The 24,860-nt window shown below is 38.2% G+C and carries 20 protein-coding genes; 11 read left to right on the top strand and 9 right to left on the bottom strand.

Annotated features, from left to right (window positions below; all coding sequences use genetic code 11):
* Window positions 1-18 precede the first annotated feature (18 nt).
* The 5 genes from BUA71_RS08705 to tamL all read right to left on the bottom strand — a co-directional run bounded on the left by BUA71_RS08705 (window position 19) and on the right by tamL (window position 7,659).
* The gene (locus tag BUA71_RS08705) at window positions 19-2,253 is read right to left on the bottom strand and encodes a polyribonucleotide nucleotidyltransferase (RefSeq protein ID WP_072878730.1); all 2,235 of its coding nucleotides are present in this window, start codon (window positions 2,251-2,253) and stop codon (window positions 19-21) included.
* Between the two features lie 315 nt (window positions 2,254-2,568).
* A complete protein-coding gene (rpsO, locus tag BUA71_RS08710) occupies window positions 2,569-2,838 on the bottom strand; it encodes a 30S ribosomal protein S15 (protein WP_072878732.1) in 270 nt (89 codons plus the stop codon).
* Between the two features lie 110 nt (window positions 2,839-2,948).
* The gene (gene accD, locus BUA71_RS08715; RefSeq protein ID WP_072878734.1) at window positions 2,949-3,806 is read right to left on the bottom strand and encodes an acetyl-CoA carboxylase, carboxyltransferase subunit beta; all 858 of its coding nucleotides are present in this window, start codon (window positions 3,804-3,806) and stop codon (window positions 2,949-2,951) included.
* 165 nt (window positions 3,807-3,971) lie between these two features.
* Window positions 3,972-5,039: a class II fructose-bisphosphate aldolase gene (fbaA, locus tag BUA71_RS08720; protein WP_072878736.1), complete on the bottom strand. Its 1,068-nt coding sequence runs from the start codon at window positions 5,037-5,039 to the stop codon at window positions 3,972-3,974.
* 46 nt (window positions 5,040-5,085) lie between these two features.
* A complete protein-coding gene (gene tamL / locus BUA71_RS08725; RefSeq protein WP_072878738.1) occupies window positions 5,086-7,659 on the bottom strand; it encodes a translocation and assembly module lipoprotein TamL in 2,574 nt (857 codons plus the stop codon).
* A 38-nt stretch (window positions 7,660-7,697) separates the two neighbouring features.
* On the opposite strand from tamL, the gene BUA71_RS08730 reads away from it, so the two are divergent.
* Window positions 7,698-8,432 carry a TrmH family RNA methyltransferase gene (locus tag BUA71_RS08730; protein ID WP_072878740.1) on the top strand — a complete coding sequence of 245 codons (735 nt, stop codon included), beginning with the start codon at window positions 7,698-7,700 and terminating at the stop codon, window positions 8,430-8,432.
* A gap of 71 nt (window positions 8,433-8,503) precedes the next feature.
* On the opposite strand, the gene porT is transcribed toward BUA71_RS08730, so the two are convergent.
* Together porT and ubiE are read right to left on the bottom strand one after the other, a co-directional pair.
* On the bottom strand, window positions 8,504-9,175 hold the full coding sequence (gene porT, locus BUA71_RS08735) for a type IX secretion/gliding motility protein PorT/SprT (protein WP_072878742.1): 672 nt from the start codon (window positions 9,173-9,175) through the stop codon (window positions 8,504-8,506).
* A 4-nt stretch (window positions 9,176-9,179) separates the two neighbouring features.
* On the bottom strand, window positions 9,180-9,908 hold the full coding sequence (ubiE, locus tag BUA71_RS08740; RefSeq protein ID WP_072878744.1) for a bifunctional demethylmenaquinone methyltransferase/2-methoxy-6-polyprenyl-1,4-benzoquinol methylase UbiE: 729 nt from the start codon (window positions 9,906-9,908) through the stop codon (window positions 9,180-9,182).
* Window positions 9,909-10,045: 137 nt separating this feature from the next.
* Here ubiE and trkA point away from each other — a divergent pair, with 137 nt between their 5' ends.
* From trkA to BUA71_RS08755, 3 genes are all read left to right on the top strand, one after another.
* Complete coding sequence (trkA, locus tag BUA71_RS08745; protein WP_072878746.1) at window positions 10,046-11,395, top strand: Trk system potassium transporter TrkA; 1,350 nt, start codon at window positions 10,046-10,048, stop codon at window positions 11,393-11,395.
* Window positions 11,395-12,891 (top strand): TrkH family potassium uptake protein, encoded by a 1,497-nt coding sequence (locus tag BUA71_RS08750; RefSeq protein WP_072878747.1) that lies wholly within the window; start codon window positions 11,395-11,397, stop codon window positions 12,889-12,891. The genes trkA and BUA71_RS08750 overlap by 1 nt, the downstream gene beginning before the upstream one ends.
* A gap of 138 nt (window positions 12,892-13,029) precedes the next feature.
* Window positions 13,030-13,650 carry a DUF4403 family protein gene (locus BUA71_RS08755; RefSeq protein ID WP_072878748.1) on the top strand — a complete coding sequence of 207 codons (621 nt, stop codon included), beginning with the start codon at window positions 13,030-13,032 and terminating at the stop codon, window positions 13,648-13,650.
* 113 nt (window positions 13,651-13,763) lie between these two features.
* Here the strand turns inward: BUA71_RS08755 and BUA71_RS08760 are convergent, their stop codons facing one another.
* Both BUA71_RS08760 and gldJ read right to left on the bottom strand, forming a co-directional pair.
* Window positions 13,764-15,071 (bottom strand): UDP-N-acetylmuramoyl-tripeptide--D-alanyl-D-alanine ligase, encoded by a 1,308-nt coding sequence (locus BUA71_RS08760; RefSeq protein WP_072878749.1) that lies wholly within the window; start codon window positions 15,069-15,071, stop codon window positions 13,764-13,766.
* Window positions 15,072-15,368: 297 nt separating this feature from the next.
* Window positions 15,369-17,054: a gliding motility lipoprotein GldJ gene (gene gldJ / locus BUA71_RS08765; RefSeq protein WP_072878750.1), complete on the bottom strand. Its 1,686-nt coding sequence runs from the start codon at window positions 17,052-17,054 to the stop codon at window positions 15,369-15,371.
* A gap of 634 nt (window positions 17,055-17,688) precedes the next feature.
* Between gldJ and porV the strand changes: the two genes are divergently transcribed.
* From porV to BUA71_RS08800, 7 genes are all read left to right on the top strand, one after another.
* Window positions 17,689-18,843 (top strand): type IX secretion system outer membrane channel protein PorV, encoded by a 1,155-nt coding sequence (porV, locus tag BUA71_RS08770; RefSeq protein WP_072879093.1) that lies wholly within the window; start codon window positions 17,689-17,691, stop codon window positions 18,841-18,843.
* Window positions 18,844-19,093: 250 nt separating this feature from the next.
* Window positions 19,094-19,576: a cytidine deaminase gene (gene cdd / locus BUA71_RS08775; protein ID WP_072878751.1), complete on the top strand. Its 483-nt coding sequence runs from the start codon at window positions 19,094-19,096 to the stop codon at window positions 19,574-19,576.
* 108 nt (window positions 19,577-19,684) lie between these two features.
* Window positions 19,685-20,686, top strand: coding sequence for a pyruvate dehydrogenase (acetyl-transferring) E1 component subunit alpha (pdhA, locus tag BUA71_RS08780; protein WP_072878752.1), 1,002 nt, complete (start codon window positions 19,685-19,687; stop codon window positions 20,684-20,686).
* Between the two features lie 3 nt (window positions 20,687-20,689).
* Entirely contained in the window at window positions 20,690-22,309 is a 1,620-nt protein-coding gene (locus BUA71_RS08785; protein ID WP_072878753.1) for a pyruvate dehydrogenase complex dihydrolipoamide acetyltransferase, read from the top strand.
* Window positions 22,310-22,402: 93 nt separating this feature from the next.
* Window positions 22,403-23,404 (top strand): M20/M25/M40 family metallo-hydrolase, encoded by a 1,002-nt coding sequence (locus tag BUA71_RS08790; RefSeq protein WP_072879095.1) that lies wholly within the window; start codon window positions 22,403-22,405, stop codon window positions 23,402-23,404.
* 164 nt (window positions 23,405-23,568) lie between these two features.
* Window positions 23,569-24,249, top strand: coding sequence for an SDR family NAD(P)-dependent oxidoreductase (locus BUA71_RS08795; RefSeq protein ID WP_072878754.1), 681 nt, complete (start codon window positions 23,569-23,571; stop codon window positions 24,247-24,249).
* A gap of 3 nt (window positions 24,250-24,252) precedes the next feature.
* Window positions 24,253-24,849 (top strand): SprT-like domain-containing protein, encoded by a 597-nt coding sequence (locus BUA71_RS08800; protein ID WP_072878755.1) that lies wholly within the window; start codon window positions 24,253-24,255, stop codon window positions 24,847-24,849.
* Window positions 24,850-24,860: the final 11 nt, after the last annotated feature.

Consider the following 24,860-nt stretch of genomic DNA (forward strand, 5'->3'; position numbering starts at 1 on the left):
AATCAAATTCTAAGAGAATTAATCATTGTCTCTTCGATTTCTATTGTCTCTTCCTCTACGATCGTCACGACCACGGTTATCACGAGAACCACGGTTGTCGCGATTGTTATCTCTTGGTGGACGAGCCTGGTAACCTTCTGGTTTTTCCAGTAGCGCTTTTCTAGAAACTTTTTCCTTACGGGTTTTTGGATCTACGCCAAAATATTTCACATCTAAAACGTCTCCCATATTAAGTACATCGGTTACGTTTTCGGTACGTTCCCAGGCAAGTTCAGAGATATGCAGCAATACTTCATTTCCTGGGGCTTCCAGGTATTCTACTACCACTCCAAAATCTAAAACTTTAATTACCTTCACTTCATAAACACTGCCTTTTTCTGGCTTAAAAGTAAGGGAATCTATTTTGGCAAGTACTTTATCAATACCTTCCTGACTGGTTCCTAAAATTTCAACAATACCTTCTTCGGTTTCAGGGTCTTCGTTAATTACGATCTCAGTTCCTGTGGTTTTTTGAAGTTCCTGTATTGTTTTTCCACCGGGACCAATTAAGCCACCAATAAATTCGCCGGGTATTCTCCTGGTGATAATTTTTGGAGCGTGTGCTTTAACGTTTTCATTAGGTTCAGCAATCGTCTCGGTGATTTTGTCTAAAATATGTAATCTCCCATCACGAGCTTGCTTTAAAGCTTTAACTAAAATCTCGTAAGGAAGACCTTTTACCTTAATATCCATTTGGCAGGCGGTAATACCATCTGCTGTTCCGGTTACTTTAAAATCCATATCGCCAAGGTGATCTTCATCTCCTAGAATATCTGAAAGTACCGCGTGACGCTCCCCATCAGAAATTAATCCCATAGCGATACCAGAAACTGGTTTCTGCATCTTCACGCCCGCATCCATCATTGCCATTGTTCCCGCACAAACGGTAGCCATGGAAGAAGAACCGTTAGATTCTAAAATTTCAGAAACAACTCTTACCGTATAAGGATTGTTTTCTGGAAGCATTCCTTTTAAAGCGCGTTGTGCCAGGTTTCCATGACCAATTTCCCTTCTGGAAGTTCCTCTAATTGGGTAAGCTTCCCCGGTACAAAATGGTGGGAAGTTGTAATGCAAATAGAAGGTTTCTTCACCCTGGTGCGTTGGCATATCTATGGTGTTCGATTCTCTAGAGGTACCCAGGGTTACTGTAGCTAAAGCTTGTGTTTCCCCACGGGTGAAAATGGAAGAACCGTGCACTGAGGGCAGGTAATCTATTTCACACCAAATTGGTCTAATTTCGTCGGTTTTTCTACCGTCTAATCTAATTCCTTCAGCAAGAGTAAGTTCTCTAACTGCTTCCTTCTCGGTTTTGTTGAAATATTTTTTAATAAGTTTTTCGTTTTCCTCTAGCTCTTCTTCAGAAAATAAAGCTAAAACGTCTTCCTTAATTTGATCAAAAGCATCGGTACGTTCTTTTTTACCGTGACCACCTTTTGCAACTTCATAAATTTTGTCGTAAGCCGCTTCGTGTACTTTTTTCTCAATACTTTCGTCTTCTTCGCCTACGGCATATTCCCTAACCGGTTTTTTACCAAAAGCTTCTGCGAGACGCAACTGTGCTTCGATTTGTTTTTTAATAGCTTCGTGAGCGAATTTAATAGCCTCGGCCATTTCTTCTTCTGAAATTTCTTTCATCTCACCTTCTACCATCATTACAGAATCTTCAGAAGCACCAATAATCATATCGATGTCTGACTCTTGTAATTGAGCGCGGCTTGGATTAATTACAAATTCACCGTTAATCCTACCTACCCGGGCTTCAGAAATAGCAGTTTCAAAAGGAATATCAGAAAGCTGGATAGCGGCAGATGCTGCCAATCCTGCTAAAGCATCGGGCATTACTTCCTCGTCATGAGACATTAACTGAATCATTACCTGAGTTTCTGTTTTGTAATCTGAAGGGAAAAGTGGTCGCAATACGCGGTCAACAATTCTCATAGTGAGGATTTCACCATTACTTGGTCTTGCTTCTCTTTTAAAGAAACCGCCGGGATAACGACCTGCAGCCGCAAATTTTTCCCGGTAATCTACCGTTAATGGAAAGAAATCCATAGTGCTTTCTTTGTAAGAAGACACTACTGTACAAAGCAACATGGCGTTGCCCATTTTAACAACAACCGACCCGTGAGCCTGTTTTGCTAATTTTCCGGTTTCGAGGGAGATTTCTCTTCCATCTCCAAGATCGATAACCTCTTTAAATGTTTGTGGAATCATAAGTTTTTGAATTCTTCGTTTGATCTGAATAACTTCACCAGATCTTCTTTGTTAAACAATGGTCTTCGCCTAAAACCCAGGCGAACGGGTGTTGTGTTGTTGTGTGTATTGTGTATAGACCAATGAAAAACTACTCTCTTTGAGCGACAATTTTACTCGATAATCGAGATTTACTCACTAGGTGAGAATTAAAATACTCCAATATTTAGATTAGAATATTCTTATTTTTGATATTGAGTGCCGTAGAATCATCACGGAGTAACTTACAATATCATTTTTATATAAAAAAAGGGGGCGTAAAGCCCCCTTTGAAATTTATTTTCTTAATCCTAATTCTTTAATGATGGCACGATATCTCATAATATCTTTCTTCATTAAATAATCAAGTAAGCTTCGTCTTTTACCTACCAGTCTTACCAGGGAACGCTCAGAGTTATAGTCTTTACGATTCGATTTAAGGTGCTCTGAAAGGTGTGCAATTCGATAAGTAAATAGGGCGATTTGTCCCTCGGCAGAACCTGTGTCGGTTTTACTCTTACCGTGCTTTTCAAAAATTTCTTCTTTCTTTTCTTTTGCTAAATACATTCCAATATTAATTTTAATGATTTTTATGTATTGACAGTTTATCCATCAGGCGGCAAAGATACTACTTTCTTTAAAAACACCTACTTTAAGTTTCTTTTTTTGAAAAAAAGTTAAGCTCTTACAGGATTATTCTGAATAAGATCCAGGTAAAGGTTTACTTTGTCTTTAAGCTCGGACCTTTTAGTGATAAAATCCAGAAAGCCGTGTTCTTTAAGAAACTCTGAAGTTTGAAAATCTTTAGGAAGATCTTTTCCTGTGGTATCTTTTACAACCCTTGGACCCGCAAAGCCAATTAAAGCTCCGGGTTCAGAAATATTAATATCGCCTAGCATGGCAAAGGAAGCAGTGGTTCCACCAGTGGTGGGATCTGTTGCGAGGGAAATGTATGGCAACCTGGCTTCAGCCATTTGCGCTAATTTTACCGAAGTTTTAGCAAGCTGCATAAGCGACAGAGCTGCTTCCTGCATTCTTGCACCTCCAGATTTAGAGATAATCATTAAAGGAAGTTGGTTCTTAATGGCATAATCTGCAGCGCGAGTAATTTTCTCGCCCACTACAGATCCCATAGAACCTCCAATAAACCTAAAATCCATACATGCAATTACTAATTCTTTTCCTTTAGATTTACCAACCGCGGTGCGAACGGCATCCTTAAGTTGGGTTTTTTCCTGGGCTTCTTTTAGGCGTTCGGTGTATTTTTTTGTGTCCTTAAAATCTAAAGGATCTTTAGAAGTCATATTTTTATCTAACTCCTTGAATTCATTATCGTCAAAAAGGATCTTAAAGTATTCTTTACTGCCAATTCTTACGTGATAACCGTCTTCAGGACTCACATAAAAGTTACTTTCCAGTTGTTCGGCATCTACAATTTTCCCCGTTGGGGATTTGTACCAAAGCCCTTTGGGAACATCTTTTTTTTGCTCTGTTGGGGTTTGAATTCCTTTTTGTGTTCTTTTAAACCAAGCCATTTATTTTCAGGTTTCAGGATTAAATTTATTCACTCGATCATCGAGAGTAAAATGCTTCGAGACATGCCCGAGGTATTTTATTGCAAAATAAACTAAAAAATTTCTAATAATCGAAATTAAAAAAGCAGCCGGAGTTTTAATTCCAGCTGCTTTAAAAATTAGATTTTATAAAGTGTTTACGTTGTTAAGATCTTCAAAAGCCTTTTTAAGTCGGGCTTTAAATGTTAATTCACCTTCACGTAACCATTTTCTTGGGTCGTAATGTTTTTTGTTAGGTACATCTTCTCCTTCAGGATTACCTATTTGGTTAGCAAGGTAATCTTTCTTTTCTCCCATATAATCGCGAACGCCTTCCAGGTATGCATATTGAAGATCTGTATCGATATTCATTTTAATTACACCATAGCCAATCGCCTCTTTAATTTCTTCAACAGTAGAACCGCTTCCGCCGTGGAAAACAAAATCAATATGATTCTCACCTACATTGTAGTTTTTGGTAATATACTCTTGTGAGTTTTTAAGAATTTTTGGCGTTAGTTTTACGTTTCCGGGTTTGTAAACTCCGTGAACATTACCAAATGCTGCAGCAATGGTAAACTGGTCGCTAACTTTACTTAATTCCTCATAGGCATAAGCAACTTCTTCTGGTTGTGTGTATAATTTTGAAGAATCCACATCGGTATTGTCAACACCATCTTCTTCACCACCGGTAATTCCAAGTTCAATTTCTAAAGTCATACCCATTTTGCTCATGCGCTCAAGATATTTCTTGCAAATTTCCATGTTCTCTTCAATAGGCTCTTCAGATAAATCTATCATATGCGAGCTATAAAGTGGCTTGCCAAACTGCTTGAAGTGTTCCTCGCTGGCATCCAGTAAACCATCTATCCAGGGAAGTAGTTTTTTAGCACAATGGTCTGTATGTAGAATAACTGTTACCCCATATTGTTTTGCCAGTTCGTGAATATGCTTTGCACCTGCTACACCACCTGCGATAGCGGCTTTTTCATTTTCATTAGATAATCCCTTACCGGCATTAAATTGTGCACCTCCATTGGAATATTGAATAATAACGGGTGAGTTTAATTCGGCCGCAGTTTCCATAACCGCGTTAGCGCTACTGGAGCTTATTACATTCACTGCGGGAAGGGCAAAACCTTTTTCCTTGGCAAATTTAAAAATTTCCTGTACTTCTTTTCCTGTGGCTACGCCGGGCTTAATGTTGTGACTCATAATTTTTAGTTGAATTAGAACCACAAAAATACGAAAATATGTTGGCTTAAAAAGGATAATTGATACCTACATTATATACTGCATGGCCAAAGTTGTAATCCCTAAACCATCTGTTCTCTTCGGGAAGGGCAGGATCGTAAGTTTTAAAGCCAATATCAAAGCGAAGTACAAAGAAATTAAAGTCATATCTCAAGCCGAAGCCAGAGCCTACCGCTATATCTTTTAAATCTGAAAAAGAAGTGAATGTGGCGGCTTCTTCTTCTACAATATCCAGTACATTCCAAATATTACCTACATCAATAAAAATGGCTGAATTTAACGAGCCGAAAAGATTGTATCGATATTCAGCATTTAAAGCAAGTTTAAGGTTGGCTTCATTAAATTCATTGCGGCCACCGCTGCTGCCCGGGCCAAGATCATAAGCGCGCCAGGCTCGGTTATCATTGGGGCCGCCTGCAAAAAAACTTCTTACAAATGGAATACTATTGGCATTACCATAAGGAATAGCAATCCCACCAAAAGCCCTAACTGCAAAAATGTTTTTGTGCCCCAGGTCCCAGTGTTTAATAAAATCCAGTTCTGTTTTTATATACTGTGAAAAGTTTACTCCTAGAATTTCGTAATTTCCGGCTCTGTTTTTTTCCATTCCCCCAAGTGCAGATGCCGCCTGCAAAATATTTCCAGCGGCTTCTATCTTAAACCTAAAACGGGTGAATTCCCTGTCGTAGAGATTCTTTTTGGTGTTCCAGAGGTAAGTATAATTTGATGCGAATATTAAGTTGTTTTCGGTTAACCTGTTTTTTCGTTCCCTAATATTTTTTACCAGCTGGGTTTGATCTTCGTTTAGTCCGGTGGTGCCTCCTGTTTCTTCGGTGACATCTTCAATGAAATTTTCGGCCCCGGTAGGGATACTCAATAAACCATCTTTATCTAAATAAGAAGGTTGTGTTACAATACTTCCCGATTGCAATATTTCATTTAACTCGTTATAGGAATTGCGATACACATTAAAATAATTGTCGGTATTTAAATTCCTTACATATTGGATGTTCAGTAAATCCAGCCTATTTGAAAGTTTTTTAGAAGGCGTCCACCGGTAATTTAAAATCCCCGAGAGGTTACGTTTGTCTAACCCAATATTGGTCTGAGTACTTATGCCGACACTTAAAGATGTAAAGGGCGACATAAACTTAGGAATTAGTTTTTCGGTATTAAAAGGTAAGAATATTCGGGGGAACGTAAGTTTTAGATCGGCTCCTATTTCAGAAATATCAAAAAAGTGGTTGGTGTTCTTGCTGGCGGCAGCATCGGTAGCGGCACCAACGCTTCCACGTCCCGAAATTTCAAAATTTTCGGCCCCGTTAAAAACGTTCCTAATTAAAAGAGAACCTCCAAAGCCAATTCCGAATTTCTGAATATTACTTTGCGAAAGATCAAAATCGAATCCTAAAGAATACTTAGGCTGCGGACTCAAAAAGATATTCGCTTGAAGATTGGTTTGAGTAGAATCAGAAGGATCTGGGGTGAATTGAATATTGGGGTATTTAAAAATGCGCAAAGAGTTTAACCTGCTATAGGTGCGACTTCTGGAGAGGTCGCTATAAATATTACCGGGTTTGATGAAAATTGCATCGGTAATTGCTTCAGGCTTGTAGCGCAACTCCTCAAAACTGTAAATAGAATAGCCTTCATCTGTAGTCACACTGTCGCTAATTGGCTCGTTCCTATTGGCATATTTATAATCTGTAAAAATGTTAACCTTGCTTATTTTATGGACCTTAAAAGGAACTCTATTGGTGGTGTCCTGGTCTGAAGCAAACCTGTTTTTTATAATTATTTTTGTATTTACTTTTTTATTGGTGTTAATAGTATCTGCTTCAAAACTAATGTATTCCTGGTCAAAATTATAAACACCATTATTCCTGAATAATGAAGTAAGCCTGTCTCTTTCATTATTAATGGCAATAGTATTATATTGCTGTCCCTCGTTTATAATAGAGTTTTGCTCGTATTCCCGATATAACGAATCAATTACTTTTGAAGAAATTTGGGTGGTGATAGAATCTAAATGATAAGGTTCACCTGTGCTTACATTATATTTAACTTTAGCCCTTTTTCTTCTGTTTTCCAGTTGAACTATTTCATAATCTGTCTCTACATTAAACCAACCATTGTTCCAGTACCATGAATTAAGCCGGTTTACCGATTTCTTAGCATCTTTCTTGTTTGCTAAAACCGGCGCTTCCCCGCCATCTTTCAACCATTGGTTGAATCTTTTTCTGGAATTAAGAAATTTCTCAAACTGTTTGTGAGAAAGTATATAGTTTAATTTTTTCCTTTTGCTTTCGTTCTCCAGGAATTTTTCACTTAGGATAGAATCAATATTAGGCCGGGCAAGGTTGTAAAAATAGAGTTTTAAAGGAAGTCCCAGTAACGTGGTATTCGGTTTTTGGTCTAGTTGATTGTATATTTTGGCATCATTAATCTTCTCTCTATTTAAGAATATTTCATTGTCCGTAAGCAATTGTTTATCTCCCGGTACACGTTTAACGGCATTACAGGAAACTAAAAAAAGCAGGCTTAAAAAAAATAATGATATTTTTGTGAAATGCCGATTCAAACAATCATTTTTTAAGAATTCAAAAGTACATTTTTTGTATGGTTAGTAAAAGCCAAATTAAGTTAATAACCAGTCTTGCACAAAAAAAATATCGCTCACGCCAGGGCTTATTTGTAGTAGAGGGTTTAAAAAGTATTAGGGAATTCTTAGCGGCTAATTTTGTCTTAGAAGTTCTTTACACCACGGGGGAACGTTTTAATGTTTCGGCGAGTAAATTAAATGAAGTGAATGAAGCAGCATTAAAAAAAATATCTTTTTTAAAAACACCTCAAAAAGCGCTGGCTGTTTTTAAAATTCCCGGAGAGAAGAATATAGATTTTCCACAATTTTATCTGGCTTTAGATGGTATTAGGGATCCCGGCAATTTAGGGACAATCATTAGGCTTTGTGATTGGTATGGTATGCAAAAACTGGTGTGTTCTAAAGATACGGTAGATTGTTTTAACCCGAAGGTAGTGCAGGCTAGTATGGGCTCGCTCGCCCGGGTAAATGTGGTTTATACAGGGCTTACCAAGCATTTGGAATCTTGCGGCTTACCTGTTTTTGGTGCTTTTATGGACGGGGAAAATGTTTATACTTCAAAATTACCGACGCAGGGAGTTTTAGTCATGGGCAATGAAGCCAATGGGATTTCCGAAGAAATTTTACCGCTCATTACGCATAAAATCAGTATCCCGCAATTTGGGGAAATTCAGGAAACCGAGAGTTTAAATGTAGCCACGGCTTCAGCTATTCTAATGAGCGAATTTAAAAGAGCTGACTTTACCCGGTAATTATACTTTTGAAATAATTAGCTTCACTTGTTGAATACAAATGTTCCTAATAATTTATTCTGAAGTAATTCTTATTGAAAAGTGAAATTTATAAATATTGCACGCGATCGCAAAGCGTCTACTTGTCTTAATTCTGCACCACTAAGTTTATTCTTCTCATCATTTATAGTGAAAACGCCGCGTATTGACGGGGAGAACTTAAAATAGTATAGGTATAAATCTACTCCCAGGCCAATTTCATAGTTATAATTAATCGTTTTTAAACTGAATTTTTCTTCTGGGTTGTCTTCACCACTGGAAAGGTTTATCGAAGTAGATAATCCACCAATAATAAACGGTTTAAAATTATTCTTTCTATCTGCAGAAAATTTCAATAATAACGGAATATGAATATAGGTGGAGGTGATTTCATCAAATTCACGGGTTGATGGACTTCTAAAATTACGGGTGTTAAAATTCACTCCTGGAGCTAAACGTAAATCCAGATTATTGTTTAATCTTAAGTTTCCTAAAAGACCAACATTAAAACCAATAGACTTGCTAATTATAAGATCTCTACCGCTGGGTTGCGGTTCATCATTATAATCGAATTTAAAATCGTAGGTGTTAAATCCCAGGAAATAACCCCAGGAAAATCTTTGTTTATCAAAATTTGCGTTATTAATAATCTTATCTCCCGAGAATAATTGGGCATAACTAAATTGAACACAAAAGAGTAGGCTTAGGACAAAAAATTTCTTCATAGTATTATTTTGAAGCAGTATAAATGGTGGCAACCCCAAAAGTTTGTGGTTTGTTTTCTACATTTATAAACCCCGTTTTCTTTAAAATATTGTTGAAAGCTTCCCCGTGAGGAAATGCTGCGGCACTTTTACTCAAGTAAGAATAAGCTTCCCGGTCTTTCGAAAATACCTTGCCAATTAAGGGTAAAATAGCCCCCGAATATAATTTATATCCCTGTTTAAAAGGAAACCTGGTAGGTACAGAAGTTTCCAAAACTACAAAAATTCCACCGGGTCTCAACACCCTGTGAATTTCTGAAAGGCCTTTTTCTAAATTTTCAAAGTTTCGCACTCCAAAAGCAACGGTGATCGCATCGAAAGAATTTTCCTCAAACGGCAAATCTTCAGAATCCCCCTGAATCATTTCTACTTTGCCATCCAGGTTTTTAGCCGAAATCTTTTTTCTACCCACGGCTAACATGCCTTCCGAAAGATCTAAACCTATAATTTTTTTGGCGTCGATACCAGTCATTTGTATAGCTAAATCACCGGTGCCGGTAGCAATATCCAGTACTGCTTCGGGCTTTTCTGCTGCTACCAGGGCAATCACTTTTTTTCTCCAACTCACATCGGTGCCAAGGGAGATCACGCGATTAAGTCCGTCGTAGTTGCCAGAAATCTTATCGAACATCTGTTCAACCTGCTTTTTCTTATTCAGCTTAGATTCCTGGTAAGGAGTAACCTTCTTACTCATAGAAATGATTTTAGCGCAAAGATACACGATAAGAAATAATTGAGGTTAAACTTTTAAATTTTGTTACAGGAGTTCAATCATTTTTGGTTCTTCGAAAATAACTTACATTTGTGCAATTTTCAATTTCAAGCTGTTATATGAAAATAATTGTTGCGGGCGGGGGAGAAGTTGGCTTTCATTTGGCTAAACTGCTTTCTTATGAATCTCAGGATATTACTTTAATAGATACCAGTAGGGACAAGCTTGCCTATGCAGATACCCACCTGGATATCCAAACGATTCGCGGAGACGCTACCTCAATTTCGGTTTTAAAAGAGGCCTACGTAAATCATGTAGATATGCTTATAAGCGTAACCTCCAGTGAAGCTATAAATATCACTGTTTGTGTGCTTGCAAAGCAATTAGGGGCCAAAAGGACCATTGCCCGTATTTCCAATACCGAATTTCTAGAAAATAAAGAAGAGATTGGTTTTACACGTTTTGGAATTGATGAACTTATTTCTCCAGAGGCACTTGCAGCGCGGGAAATTGGTTTGCTTTTAAATCAGTCTGCCTTTAATGATAGTTACGAGTTTGAAAATGGTGCGCTTACTATGATTGGGCTTAGTCTTTCCAGGGACGCTCTTTTTGTAGGTAAAACCATACAGGAGGCTGCCAATATTTTCCCCGATCTGGATTTTGTGCCAATTGCCATACAGCGCTATGGGACGCAATATACTTTAATCCCCAGAGGGGATACCCAGTTTAAAGAGGGCGATCAAGTGAATTTTATCACCTTAAAAAGTGGGGTGGAAAATTTGTATAGGCTAACCGGAAAAACCCGGCACGAGATAAAAAATATTATGATTTTAGGCGGAAGTAAAATTGGCAAAAAAACCGCCATAGATCTTTGCAGGAGCAACTTTAACGTCAAGATCGTAGAAAGCGATAAGGAAAAAGCCTATGACCTGGCCGATGAGCTTCCCAATGCTTTAATTATTAATGGCGATGGTAGAAATGTAGAGCTGTTGGAGGAGGAGAATGTGCACGACATGGACGCTTTTATCGCGGTTACCGGGAACTCTGAAACTAATATCATGTCCTGCCTCGTAGCCAAATCAAAAAGTGTAAAGAAAACTATTTCCCTGGTAGAGAATATGGATTATTATCAATTAAGCCATTCTATTGGAATCGATACACTTATTAATAAAAAATTACTGGCCGCAAACAACATTTTTAGGTATGTACGAAAAGGGGAAGTGGTTGCTATGACCAAAATTAATAATATGAATGCCGAAATTTTGGAGTTCATAGTTAAACCAAAATCCCAGGTCTGCGATAAAAAAATTAAGAACCTGGATTTTCCAAGATCAGCGATTATTGGCGGTATTATAAGAGATGGTAAAGGAATTATTGCTCTCGGGGAGTTTACGATTGCACAAGGCGACCGCATTGTGGTATGTTGTTTACCAAGATCTATTAGGAAGGTCGAAAAACTCTTTTTGTAATGCCAAGGCTCAACAATCAGATAATTATACACCTAATGGGTCTTTTGCTGCTGTGCAACGGCGGTTTTATGCTTACGGCAGTTTTGGTAAGTTGGTTCTATAAAGATGGGGTGACCCTCGATATTTTGGGTGCAGCATTTATAACCTTATTTGTGGGAGTTGCTTTTATGTTTTCCACACGGGGACATAGAAAAGAAGTGAAAAAACGAGAAGGTTATATCATTGTAACTTTTGGTTGGATTTTTATGGCCTTAAGCGGAAGCCTGCCTTATCTTATTAGTGAAGCAATTCCATCTTTTACCGATGCTTTTTTCGAAACCATGTCTGGCTATACCACTACAGGCGCCACTATTTTAAATGATATTGAATCTATTCCCAAAGGGATTTTATTTTGGCGAAGTTTAACCCATTGGATTGGTGGTATGGGAATAATTGTGCTCGCTATTGCTATTCTTCCCTTTTTAGGGATAGGAGGGATGCAGTTATTTGCTGCGGAAGCGCCCGGCCCAAGTGCAGATAAAGTGAAGCCAAGGATTAGCGATACTGCAAAACGTCTTTGGTTAATTTATGTGAGCTATACTGCTGCTGAAACTATTTTGTTAAAAGCAGCCGGGATGAGCTTTTTTGATGCAATTAATCATTCGTTAAGCACCTTATCTACCGGTGGGTTTTCTACGAAAAATGCAAGTCTTGCCTACTGGAATGATCAACCAATTATTCAGTATATCATTATCCTGTTTATGTTTTTAGCAGGGGCAAACTTTGTGTTGAGTTATTACAGTTTTAAAGGAAAAGTGCAAAAGGTACTGCACGACGATGAGTTTAAATGGTATTTTGTTTTTATAGGTGCCTTTACCGTAGTGGCTTCCCTGCTTATTTATTTTAAAGCCGACGTTAGCCTTTCACAAATAGCTCACCCAATGGTATGGGGTGAAGCCGAAAGTGCCTTTAGACATGCGTTGTTTCAGGTGGTATCTGTAATAACCACAACTGGCTTTGTTAGTGCAGATTACACCTTATGGACGCCTTTTTTAACAATTTTCTTCTTCGGAATGTTCTTTTTAGGAGGTTCGGCAGGATCTACCGCCGGTGGGGTTAAAGTGATGCGTCATATAATTATGATAAGAAATAGCGGAATTGAATTTAAACGCGCGTTACATCCCAACGCCATTCTTCCGGTAAGGTTTAACGGGAAATCTGTTAGAAAGGGAGTGACTTTTAATATTCTGGGCTTTTTTATATTATATATGCTTTCTTTTATAATTGGTGCAGTTGTGCTGGGAGGCCTGGGCTTAGATTTCTCTACCGCTATAGGAGGAGCGGCCTCTTCCCTGGGGAACGTGGGGCCGGCTTTTGGAGCCCTGGGACCGGTGAATAACTACGATATGTTACCAGATTTAGGAAAGTGGTGGACTGCGTTCTTAATGATGATAGGAAGATTAGAGCTTTTTACCGTGCTTATAATACTTACACCATATTTTTGGAGAAAAAGATAAAATTAGTGGAATTCCCGCTAAACCTATTTGCGAAGAACCAGTTTAATTTCACTATTATTGAAGTTTGGTAGTTCTATTTATCCTTTTTAAGGATGATAGAAGTGCTTATTTTCAAACCGACTTTAAAAATTAACTGGAATGGATAAACTTTTAGACGATAATAATATTCGATTAAACCTGCCAATAAAAATAGCCTATACGGTATTGGAAAATGTGCTTCGGGAGAAATTGAGAAACGAAAAAATTGGGAAAGAAGATAAGCAAGGAGAGACAAAGCACTATGCTAAAATTATAGATGTTTCGTTAGAAAAAGCGAGAAAAGCAGAATTTGACCTTTCACTTAACCTCCAATTAAAAACTTTAACCACAATATTAAAAAATAAATACGTAAATCTTTGGGTTCACGTTTCATTGGGTTTTAATGAGGCAGAACAAACTATAGCTGTAGAACGATATGAACTTGAAGGACAGAGCAAGAATTGGTTAATAGATAATACCCTGGAAACCCTGGCCAATACTTTAATATATAATAAGCTGAAGAATAAAATGCAGTTCGATCTTAAACCGCAAATCACAGAGCAGCTTGTAAACGTAAATAAGAAGTTAGAGGGAGAGTTGGAGACAGCAGAAGGAGTATTTCTTTCGGGAAATGTAAATGATTTAAAAGTAGCAGAAATCATTCCCGGGGATAGTCTTCTTCTTATTATATTAGAAATTAGAGCCTATGGTTTTGTTAATGTAAAAGAAATAAAACTATAGTTTTTTCCTGGTTGCTCTTTGCATAATTAGCATCAGGCCTCAAAGGTTTTTAATCGCGAATAGTTTAGTTGACGGGACAGTGAGTTCTAGATGGAGAAAAATGCACACTTGCACTAATTCGCGGGGGCAGGAACTTCAAATACCTCCAGTGTGTTCTCCAGTGCCATGCCGCGGGATCCTTTAATTAGAATATGATAACCTTGAATTTTAGCCAATTTTAAATGTTTCTTAAGGCTTTCTGTGTCCTTAAACTTAATAATGTTAGCCTTACTGCTGCTGGTCTTTTTGAAGTTTTCACCTACTAAATAGATCTCTGAAATATTTAGCTCCTCTAAAAAGTTTACCATCACCTGGTGCTCGGTTTCCGAGCTGTTGCCCAACTCTTTCATATCACCCAATATCGCAATTTTTTGTTGATTGGTCTTAGATATATTAAAGTGTTGCAGGGAAGCCATCATACTGGTGGGGTTGGCATTATAGGCATCTAGATAGATCGTATTGCTGCCTTTAGAGAGTGTTTGTGAACGGTTATTTGTAGGTTTATAGTTGGCTATAGCTTCTTTTATATCTTCTACGGGAACCTTGAAATAAAGTCCTATACAAAGGGCTGCTGCAATATTTTGCGCGTTATAGGAGCCGCTTAACTGGCTTTTGAATCTTAGCTTGTTAAAGATTATTTCTGCCATACCAGGAGCTTCAGGATATTCAATTTTAACCTGTGCTTTAGAATGGGTTCCAAAGCCAAAAGTATGCTTGTACGCTGTGTGTAAAAATTGTTTCTCATCATCCATATTCAGAAATAACAATTTGTTTTTCGCTTTTAAATGATGGTATAATTCGGTTTTTGCCTGTACTACGCCTTCCAAACTTCCGAACCCCTGTAAATGCGCTTTGCCAAAATTGGTAATGAAGCCATAATCCGGTAACGCGATATTGGAGAGAAAATCTATTTCACCGGGATGGTTAGCGCCCATTTCGAAAAGACCAATTTCTGTATTCTGGTTCATTTTTAACAGGCTAAGAGGCACTCCTATATGATTGTTGAGGTTTCCATGAGTTGCAGTTACCCGGTATTTCTTATTTAGCACAGTTTGCAGCAATTCTTTAGTCGTTGTTTTTCCATTGCTACCGGTAATAGCTATTACAGGAATACCTAAATATTTTCTATGAAATGTTGCCAGCTTTTGAAGCTGTTCCAGGCAGTTATCTACAACCAGGTGCTTTTTATCTTCTAAAGCGGGTTGTTTTTCATCTACAATTACATAGCTGGCTCCTTTTTCCAGGGCTTGCAATGCAAACTGGTTTCCGTTAAAATTATCACCCTTTAAAGCGAAAAATATATTTCCTGGTTTTAGATACCTGGTATCGGTAGAAACCCCGGTGCTTAAAAGAAACTGTTGATGTATAACTGCGGTTTTCATCTGTTTGTAATTTTAATCCCATTGTGGGAATTTGTCACAGGAGCATAATAAAATCTCTCTGTGTGTTGCCTATATTTTGCGTCCAGCATCTTGCCGGTTCATTTATATATTTTTCTAAAGCGCTTTAATTAATCATAAATATTAGAATCAGGGTAATAATTAAACCGTCACAGCTTAATTAGTTTTAAATTAAAACGTCCAGGTTCTAATGTATTACTTGTAATTCTATTAGTATAAAACTATAAAAAAAGCCCTAACTATATAGGGCTTTTAATAAATATTTTGGAATCTAAATTTTTAATTTCGGGCTTTTTTCTTTTCCCCCAGGGATTTAGAACCAACCCGCGACATGGCATTTCTAAACCCAATATAGTCTGTTGCCATACCTTGTGGGAAATACCTTCTCTGTGCCGGGTCTAGCCAATAAGCTCTATCTTTCCAGGAGCCACCTTTGTAAACCCTAACCTCATCGCTAATAAGCGTGGTTCTTTTCTGGTTGTCATATCCGCTTCCCGCAATGCTGGTGCTATCGTTTCTGTTTGGCGCATTGTATTGTGGTGAGTTGTACATGCGCTTAGATTCGTCTGTTTCCTGATAAGATTGGTAGTATCTAGAAGATTGCTTGTCACCATCTCTAAAGTTTCTTTGGTCACTATTTGTGTAATTAGTGCGCATATAAGTATCTTCCTCGGTAACCGGAACCTGGGCAATTTCACCAGGGAAAGATCTGGCTACCAGTCTTCCTGTGCTTAGTGTATCAAACTGAATATCTTCCAACCCTACAACTTTTACGGTACCATCTTCGTTTATGGCGTTTTTGGTATAAACGTTTCCACGGTAATAATTGAAGTCATTAAATTCATCATCAATTTTTGGGCGGTACACATCGGCTACCCACTCGGCAACGTTTCCAGCCATATCATAAAGTCCAAAATCGTTGGGATTGTAAGATTTTACTTCAGCGGTAATATCGGCGCCATCGTCGCTCCATCCTGCAATTCCACCATAATCTCCTTTTCCTTGTTTAAAGTTGGCTAATTGATCGCCCTGAGCCCTCATATCATTATTTCTGGTATATTGTCCATCCCAGGGGTATTTTTTTCTTCCGCGGTAAGCATTGTAATCTCTTATGCCTACAAGCGCTAAAGCCGCATATTCCCATTCTGCTTCGGTAGGTAAGCGGTATTCCGGTAATAGCACTCCGTCCTTGCGTTGTACATACGTTTGTCCACCTAATGAATTCCCAAGGCTGTCCTGAGATTGGTTTTCAATCATTTTCTGGGATTCTTTTCCTCCCTGGCTAATCTCTGTGTTGCCTCCGTAAGCCAGGCTAGGTGCATTTAAGTAAGTTTCTGTGCTAAAGGTGCTGCCGGCCTTAACATCGGTATAGCGTGCCCCTTCTTTGGTATAGCCTTCTTCTTCCAGCCGCAATTCGTTAACGCGGTCTGTTCGCCATTTGCTGAATTCTACAGCCTGGATCCAGCTTACTCCAACTACAGGGTAGTTTCCATAAGCGGGATGTCTTAGGTAATTGTTTACCATAGTTTCATTATACCCTAAACGATTTCTCCATACCAGGGTATCAGGAAGCGCACCGTTGTATATTTTGCGATAGTTTTCCTCGGTTGGCGGAAAAACTTTTTTAAGCCAGTCCAGGTATTCCATATACATCATATTGGTTACCTCGGTTTCGTCCATATAAAAGGACTGTACGTGTTGCTGGGTAGGAGTGTTATTCCAGTCATGCATAACATCGTCCTGCACCTGTCCCATGGTAAAAGTACCACCTTCCACAAAAACGAGCCCGGGGCCAGCCTCCTGCTCTTTGTAATCTGTGTTGTATTGAAAACCACCTTCGTCGGAATTTATATCCCAACCAGTTGCTCTGGAGTTGTTTTTGTAATCCCGGGAATTATTACAACTAAGTAACCCAACGGCTAAAAAGAAGGTTAAAAAGGCTTTAAAAGCAATGTTTATTTTCATATTCATAATCTCTTTTGGTAGAAATTTTAGGCGTCGCAATATAGTAATTAACGTTTAATGTACAAGTTTATTTTGTTTGCCTTAAAAGTGCTTCACGGGTTTAAAATCCTGAAAGCCTTGTGTATTAAGGAACTTTAAAGTGTCACTGTTTAAGTGTTAAATTATTTTTTATAAATCCTGCTGGCAAAATTAAATGTTTTTTATTTAATGAAAGCTTTCGCTACATAAAATTCTATACATTTTAAACGAAAGGCAATATTTGTTGAAATAATTTGTTGTTTAATTAAGATGAAGTTCATGTATATTCATCCTTGTTTACTAAAGTATATACTGGTTTTTAAGCTGAAATAAATAGAATTTGTCAATATAATTGCGGGAAATAGCCGGTTTATATCTGAAAGTATTCAGAAAAAAGGCCGTACCGTTACCCCTGAAGCTAATTGCTGCTACTAGTTCTAAATTTCCCGGAAAGAATCTTTTAGTACAGGTTTTATGTTTTTAAGTATCGACTTAGAAAAAGTGGATTAACATCAAATATAAAGGTAAAGCTTTCTAAAATTTATTGGTAATTAATTCCCAGGGCTTTTTCGGTAAAAAAATATTAGTATATATTTGTTAATCATTAAGTAATATGATGAGAAAAATTACATTCTTACTGCTTGGCCTTGTTTTAATACCTCATTTTAAAACAATAGCCCAGCAAGAAAGGGATAGGGTAATTACTACTGCAGTTCCTTTTTTAGTCCTTGCCGCCGACGCCCGCTCTGCCGGAATGGGTGACCAGGGTATAGCGACTTCACCAGATGTTTTTTCCCAACAATGGAATCCCGCGAAATATGCCTTTGCAGCACGGGAACACGGGGTTGGGGTTTCTTACACTCCTTATCTTAGCGATATTGTAAACGATATTTTTCTGGGGAATATTAATTATTATAATAAAATTAATGATCGCAGTGCTTTTGGAGCGAGTTTGAGATATTTTAGTCTTGGCACCATAGAAACCCGAATGAGTTTTGAACAAGATGCTTTATTAGTAAATCCCAATGAGCTTACGTTCGATTTATCTTATTCCCTTAAATTAAGTGAAAACATCTCCATGGCCGTTGCAGGTAGGTATTTGCGGTCAGATCTTGGTTTGCAAGACCAGGAAGATCTTGGTGCTGCCAGTAGCTTTGGGGTAGATGTTGCCGCTTATTACCAAAGTGATCAATTGGTATATAGAAGTTTTAATGGTAGATGGAGAGCAGGAGCTAATATATCTAATATTGGTCCCAAAATGAAATATGACGATTCGGGGCAGGAAAATTTTATTCCCACCAATTTAAAACTGGGAGGTGGTTTTGACTTTATTTTCGACACCGAAAACCGTTTGGGGACTTATGTGGAGTTCAATAAACTGTTGGTGCCTACCCCAAAAGATTTTAACGGTGATGGCAAGATGGATGCTGAAGACGCTGCCGAATATAATGATATAGGAGCAATACAAGGAATCTTTAAATCCTTCGGTGACGCTCCGGGTGGTTTTAGTGAAGAGCTGCGGGAAGTTACCTGGGCACTGGGTGCAGAATATCTGTATCGAGATGCTTTTGCGTTTAGGGCTGGTTATTTTAGCGAAAGCGAAACTAAAGGCTCCAGGCGTTTTGTGTCTTTTGGTGCAGGCTTTAAATATGAAGAGGTACAAATAGATATTTCCTATTTATTTTCAACTTCCAATGTGCCTAGTCCTTTAGAAGGTACTTTGCGCTTCGGGCTCACTTTTAATTTTGGAGATCGTTATCCTGCGTATTAATAAAATGTTTTTCGATAAAGAATATTTGCTTCGAGAAAAAAGAGAAATGAGGAAAGACTAAAGTTTAACTAACTGAGAATCCATTCTTTTCAGAAGAAATATTTCTCGATTAACGTCTTCTCTGAAAACCATGTTGATTGATCCATCCCGATGACCTTTAGGGTAAATCCCGATTATCGAGTAAAAATTGTATAAAAGCCTTTTCAGGCCTCAAATGATTCCTTTATCTTCCATCTTTCAATAGAAATTTATGAAACCATTAAAAATAACTTCAAATTTTGAGGTTTTTGAGTCTTTAGAAGCACTGCCTGAAGCAATTCAGGAATTAATGAAAAATGCTTTTGAAGCCAGGGATAAGGCTTATGCCCCTTATTCTCAATTCAATGTAGGAGCGGCAATCGCACTGGATAATAACGAAACAATTACGGGAAGTAACCAGGAAAATGCATCTTATCCTTCCGGTTTATGTGCAGAGCGAACTGCAATTTATTATGCCGGTGCAAAATACCCAGATGCCCGGGTAAAGGATATTGCAATTTCTGTGAGGTCCGTAAAGCATAGAGTAGAGACCCCGGTGCCTCCTTGTGGTGCCTGTCGGCAGGCTTTAGTGGAGTATGAAGTAAAGCAAAATGAAGCTATAGCGGTTTACTTTATGGGGGAAACCGGCCAGGTAATGAAGGCTAATTCAATTAAAGATTTGTTACCTTTGGTTTTTGATAAAGATAGCCTATAACGTTTTCGTTATTTTTTGGCTGAAAACTGTTTTCCATTCATACTTAAAATAGTATTTTTGTTCTCCGCCCGGTAAGTCATTTTGCCTGGTCTAAAATTTATATGTTAAATGAAGAAAGTTACAAAAGCCACATATTTAAAGTGGTACGAGGATATGCTGTTTTGGCGTAAATTTGAAGACAAACTTGCGCAAGTTTACATTCAGCAGAAAGTTAGAGGTTTTTTGCATTTGTATAATGGGCAGGAAGCTATCCTGGCTGGAGCCCTTCATGTGATGGACCTGGAGAAAGACAAAATGATCACTGCTTATCGTAACCACGTGCAGCCAATTGGTTTGGGAGTAGATCCCAAGCGGGTTATGGCCGAGCTTTACGGGAAAGCAACAGGAACTTCCCAGGGACTAGGTGGTTCTATGCATATTTTTTCTAAAGAGCATAATTTCTATGGGGGTCACGGTATTGTAGGGGGGCAAATCCCTCTGGGCGCTGGTCTGGCTTTTGCAGATAAATATTTTAAACGTGATGCTGTTACCCTTACTTTCCTTGGTGATGGTGCTGCGAGACAGGGCTCATTACACGAAACCTTAAATATGGCCGTGAAATGGAACCTGCCAGTAGTGTTTTGTGTAGAGAATAATGGTTATGCCATGGGGACATCTGTAGCCAGGACTTCTAAAGGAACAGAAATTTGGAAACTTGGCCAGGGTTATGAAATGCCTTGTGGGCCTGTAGATGCTATGGATCCTGTGAAAGTTGCCGAAGCTTTGGATGAGGCAATCAAAAGAGCAAGAAAAGGTGAAGGTCCAACTTTCCTTGAATTGAAAACTTACCGTTATAGAGGTCACTCCATGAGTGATGCTCAAAAATATAGAACAAAAGAAGAAGTTGCTGAATATCAGGAGTTAGATCCTATAGCCAAAGTTTTAAAGGAAATTCAGGATAAGAAATATGCTTCTGAAGATGAAATAAAAGCAATAAATAAACGCGTTAAAGATAAGGTTACTGAATGTGAGAAATTTGCCGATGAGTCAGATTTTCCAGAGAAGAACGTTATGTACGATGTTGTTTACGAACAGGAAGATTATCCGTTTTTAGCACATAAACCTCAGTAAATTATGGCAGAAGTAATTAATATGCCACGCTTGAGCGACACCATGGAAGAAGGTACGGTTGCGAAGTGGTTGAAAAAAGAAGGTGATAAAGTAGAAGAAGGAGATATCCTTGCTGAAATTGAAACCGATAAAGCGACAATGGAGTTCGAATCATTCTATGATGGTACCCTGTTGCATATTGGAATTGAAGAAGGAGATACCGCTCCTGTAGATAAGCTGCTCGCTATTATTGGTGAAGAAGGTGAAGATATTTCAGCATTGTTGGAAGGTGGTGGTGATGCCAAAAAAGCCAATGATGATGAGAAAGAAGATAATACCAATGATGAGGAGGAAACTTCTGGTGGCGGGAACGACGAAATTCCAGAAGGAGTAGAAGTAGTAACGATGCCACGTCTTAGTGATACTATGGAAGAAGGAACTGTTGCTTCCTGGTTGAAAAAAGAAGGTGATAAAGTAGAAGAAGGAGATATCCTGGCAGAGATCGAAACAGATAAAGCCACTATGGAATTTGAATCTTTCTATGAAGGTACCTTATTGAAAATAGGATTGGAAGAAGGAGAAACTGCTAAGGTGGATAGTCTTTTAGCTATAATTGGCCCGGAAGGTACCGATGTTTCTAACGTTTCTGCAAACGGAAAACCTAAAGCCGATAAGAAAGCTTCTTCAGAAGAAAAAGAGGATAAGAAAGAAGATACTGCTAAGAAGGAGGAAACTAAATCTACAGAAACTTCAAAAGACGGAGGAAGAATTTTTGCTTCTCCACTGGCTAAGAAAATGGCCGAGGATAAAGGCATAGATCTTTCTGAAGTAAAAGGAAGTGGAAATAATGGTCGTATTGTGAAGAAGGACATTGAAGACTTTAAGCCTTCAGAGAAACCAGCACAAGCACCAAAAGAAACAGCAGCTCCTGCCGCACCGCAGGCATATGTGCCAGCCGGTGAGGAAAGCTTTGAGGAAATTAAGAACTCTCAAATGCGTAAAACCATCGCAAAAAGACTTGGAGAATCTAAGTTTAATGCACCACATTATTATTTGACTATAGAAGTGGATATGGAAAATGCAATGGCTTCGCGTAAGCAAATTAACGAGATGCCAGATGTGAAGGTTTCTTTTAATGATATGGTGATAAAAGCCAGTGCAATGGCATTGCGCAAACATCCGCAGGTGAACAGCCAATGGACAGGAGATAGCATGAAAATTGCTAAGCATATCCATATGGGTGTTGCCGTAGCAGTAGAAGAAGGTCTGGTAGTACCGGTATTAAAATTTGCTGACCAAATGTCTATGACCCAAATTGGTGGAAATGTAAAAGATGTTGCAGGGAAAGCCAGAAATAAAAAACTGCAACCCCAGGAAATGGAAGGCAGTACTTTTACAGTGTCTAACCTTGGTATGTTTGGAATTGTAGAATTTACAAGTATTATAAATCAGCCAAACTCTGCTATCCTTTCTGTAGGAACTATTGTGGAAAAACCGGTAGTTAAAAATGGAGAGGTTGTAGTTGGGAATACGATGAAGTTGACCCTGGCCTGTGACCATAGAACAGTAGATGGTGCAACCGGAGCGGCTTTTTTAAAGACTTTAAAGACTTATATGGAGAATCCTGTGACAATGTTGGCCTAGTTTCTAGCTTAGAAACTCAATACAGAGCACAGAATTAGTATAACAATTATTAAAAATCCCGCAAAATTGCGGGATTTTTTTATCTTTAGCCGTATGAGAAAAACGATAACTAAACTATGTTGGCTTTTTGCCTTAGCCTTGTTAATTTCCTGCGGAAATTCAAAAAAAACCAAAACCACTTCAAAAGCTGAAGCGGCTGTTACCAAAACCGAAAATTTAAATCTTGAAATTAATAAAAATGAGGTAGCAGATTTGCTGCAATACCTTTCATCTAACGAATTAGAGGGAAGGGCAACCGGTAGCGAAGGAATTGAAAAAGCTGCTCAAAAGATTGAAGGTATTTTTAAAGAAAACAACCTTAAACCTTATTTTGAAACTTACCGTCATAATTTTGAAACCGAGGGTGTGGAAGGCTTCAATATAGTAGGAGTATTACCGGGCAATGATCCCCAGCTTAAAGAAGAGTTTATTATTTTAGGAGCGCATTATGACCATATTGGAATTCAAGATCCCATAGATGGCGACTCTATTGCCAATGGTGCTAACGATAATGCCGCGGGAACGGTTGCAGTTGTCGAGATGGCAAAAAAGTTTGCAGCAATAGACGATAATAAACGAAGTATTATGTTTGTGCTTTTTTCTGCGGAAGAATTAGGGCTGGTAGGTGCAAAAAAACTGGCAAAACGTCTAAAAGCTGATGATCTGGATCTCTATACCCTATTTAATTTTGAGATGATTGGTGTGCCCATGGCGAACAAGGATTATATTGGCTATCTTACCGGTTATGAAAATTCTAATTTTGCTGAAAAGTTTAATGAATATTCCGAAGAAAAAGTTTTGGGCTTTTTACCACAGGCAAAGGAGTATCAACTTTTTAAGAGAAGTGATAATTATCCGTTTTATGAGGCTTTTAAAGTGCCGGCACAAAGTATTTCCACTTTCGATTTTACCAATTACAACTATTATCACCACGTAGCAGATGAGGCTGAAAAGTTGGATATACCACATATGGTTAAGGTAATTAAAAGCGTGATTCCCGGCATATATAAAATGGCCAATACGCCAGAAAAGGAAATAAGGATGAATGAGCAATAATAATAGCTTATTCTAGTAGAAATAAATGATTTAGAATATTTCTCAGTGAAAATTTAATATAAACAGATAAAAAGATGTGACGGCAAGAAGCGGGGAAGTAAAATGTTGATTTTAAAAACAATATCACTTCGTTACTTGTTCACAAAATCACAACAAATAAACATATGAAAAATATTGTCATTACAGGTACCAGTCGTGGAATTGGTTTTGAAATGGTAAAACTTTTTGCTGAAAAAGGATTTTCCGTCCTGGCGCTTTCCCGAAATGAGCAACCGGTTGAAGCTTTAAATTTAGCGCATGTGAAAAGCATGTCATGCGATCTTTCTAAGGAAGAAGATTTAAAAGCAGCTTCAGCGTATATTTCTTCTGAATGGAAGCAAGTGGACGTTTTAATTAATAACGCGGGGGCATTTATAAATAAACCTTTCGAGGAAATCACTTCTGTAGAATTTCAGGAATTATATAGTACCAATGTGCTTGGAGTGATTGCACTTACGCAAAAGTTACTGCCTTTTATGAAGCGGGAATCCCACGTGGTAAATATAAGCACTATGGGTGGCGTACAGGGAAGCGTTAAATTCCCGGGACTTTCTGCCTACAGTTCCAGTAAAGCTGCGGTTATAACGTTAACCGAACTACTGGCCGAAGAATATAAAGAAAAAGGTCCAGCATTTAATGTCCTGGCTTTGGGCGCTGTGCAAACCGAAATGTTTGAGGCAGCTTTTCCCGGGATGCAGGCTCCACTTTCAGCAAAAGAAATGGCAGAATATATTGTGGACTTTAGCCTAAACGGCAATAAATATTATAATGGGAAATTGCTACAGGTTTCTAATAGCACACCGTAGATTATGAGAAGTATTCTTGAGAGATATCTTCCCGAGCGTTCTGTGACACCTATTTTCAATTTAATAAAAGAAAATAACGTGCATTTAAAGATTGTGAATGAGCGCAAAACAAGACACGGGGATTATCGCAAGATGCCAAATGGCGCCCATCAAATTACAGTAAATGCTAATTTAAACAAATACAGATTTTTAATTACATTAATTCACGAGATAGCACATTTACTTGCTTTCGAAGAATTTGGGCGACAAATTAAGCCGCACGGCGGCGAGTGGAAGTTAACTTTTAGGAATTTAATGTTGCCATTTATAAGACCCGAGATCTTCCCCACGGGATTGTTACCGGTGATTGCCCGGCATTTTAGAAACCCAAAAGCGAGTAGTGATACCGATGCAGAATTGGCAATTGCCCTAAAAAGTTTTGATCCTGCCAATGATAAGAATTATATTTTTGAAATTCCCGGGGGAGCAATTTTTAGAATTTATAATGGGAAAACCTTTAAAAAAGGGAGGAGAAGAGTAAAGCGATATGAATGTATTGAAATTGATAGCGGGAAGATATATTTGTTCCAGCCTAATGCGGAAGTGGAACTCATTAAATGACCTCAAAGTTG

It is taken from the genome of Salegentibacter echinorum, assembly GCF_900129445.1.
Lineage (GTDB): Bacteria > Bacteroidota > Bacteroidia > Flavobacteriales > Flavobacteriaceae > Salegentibacter > Salegentibacter echinorum.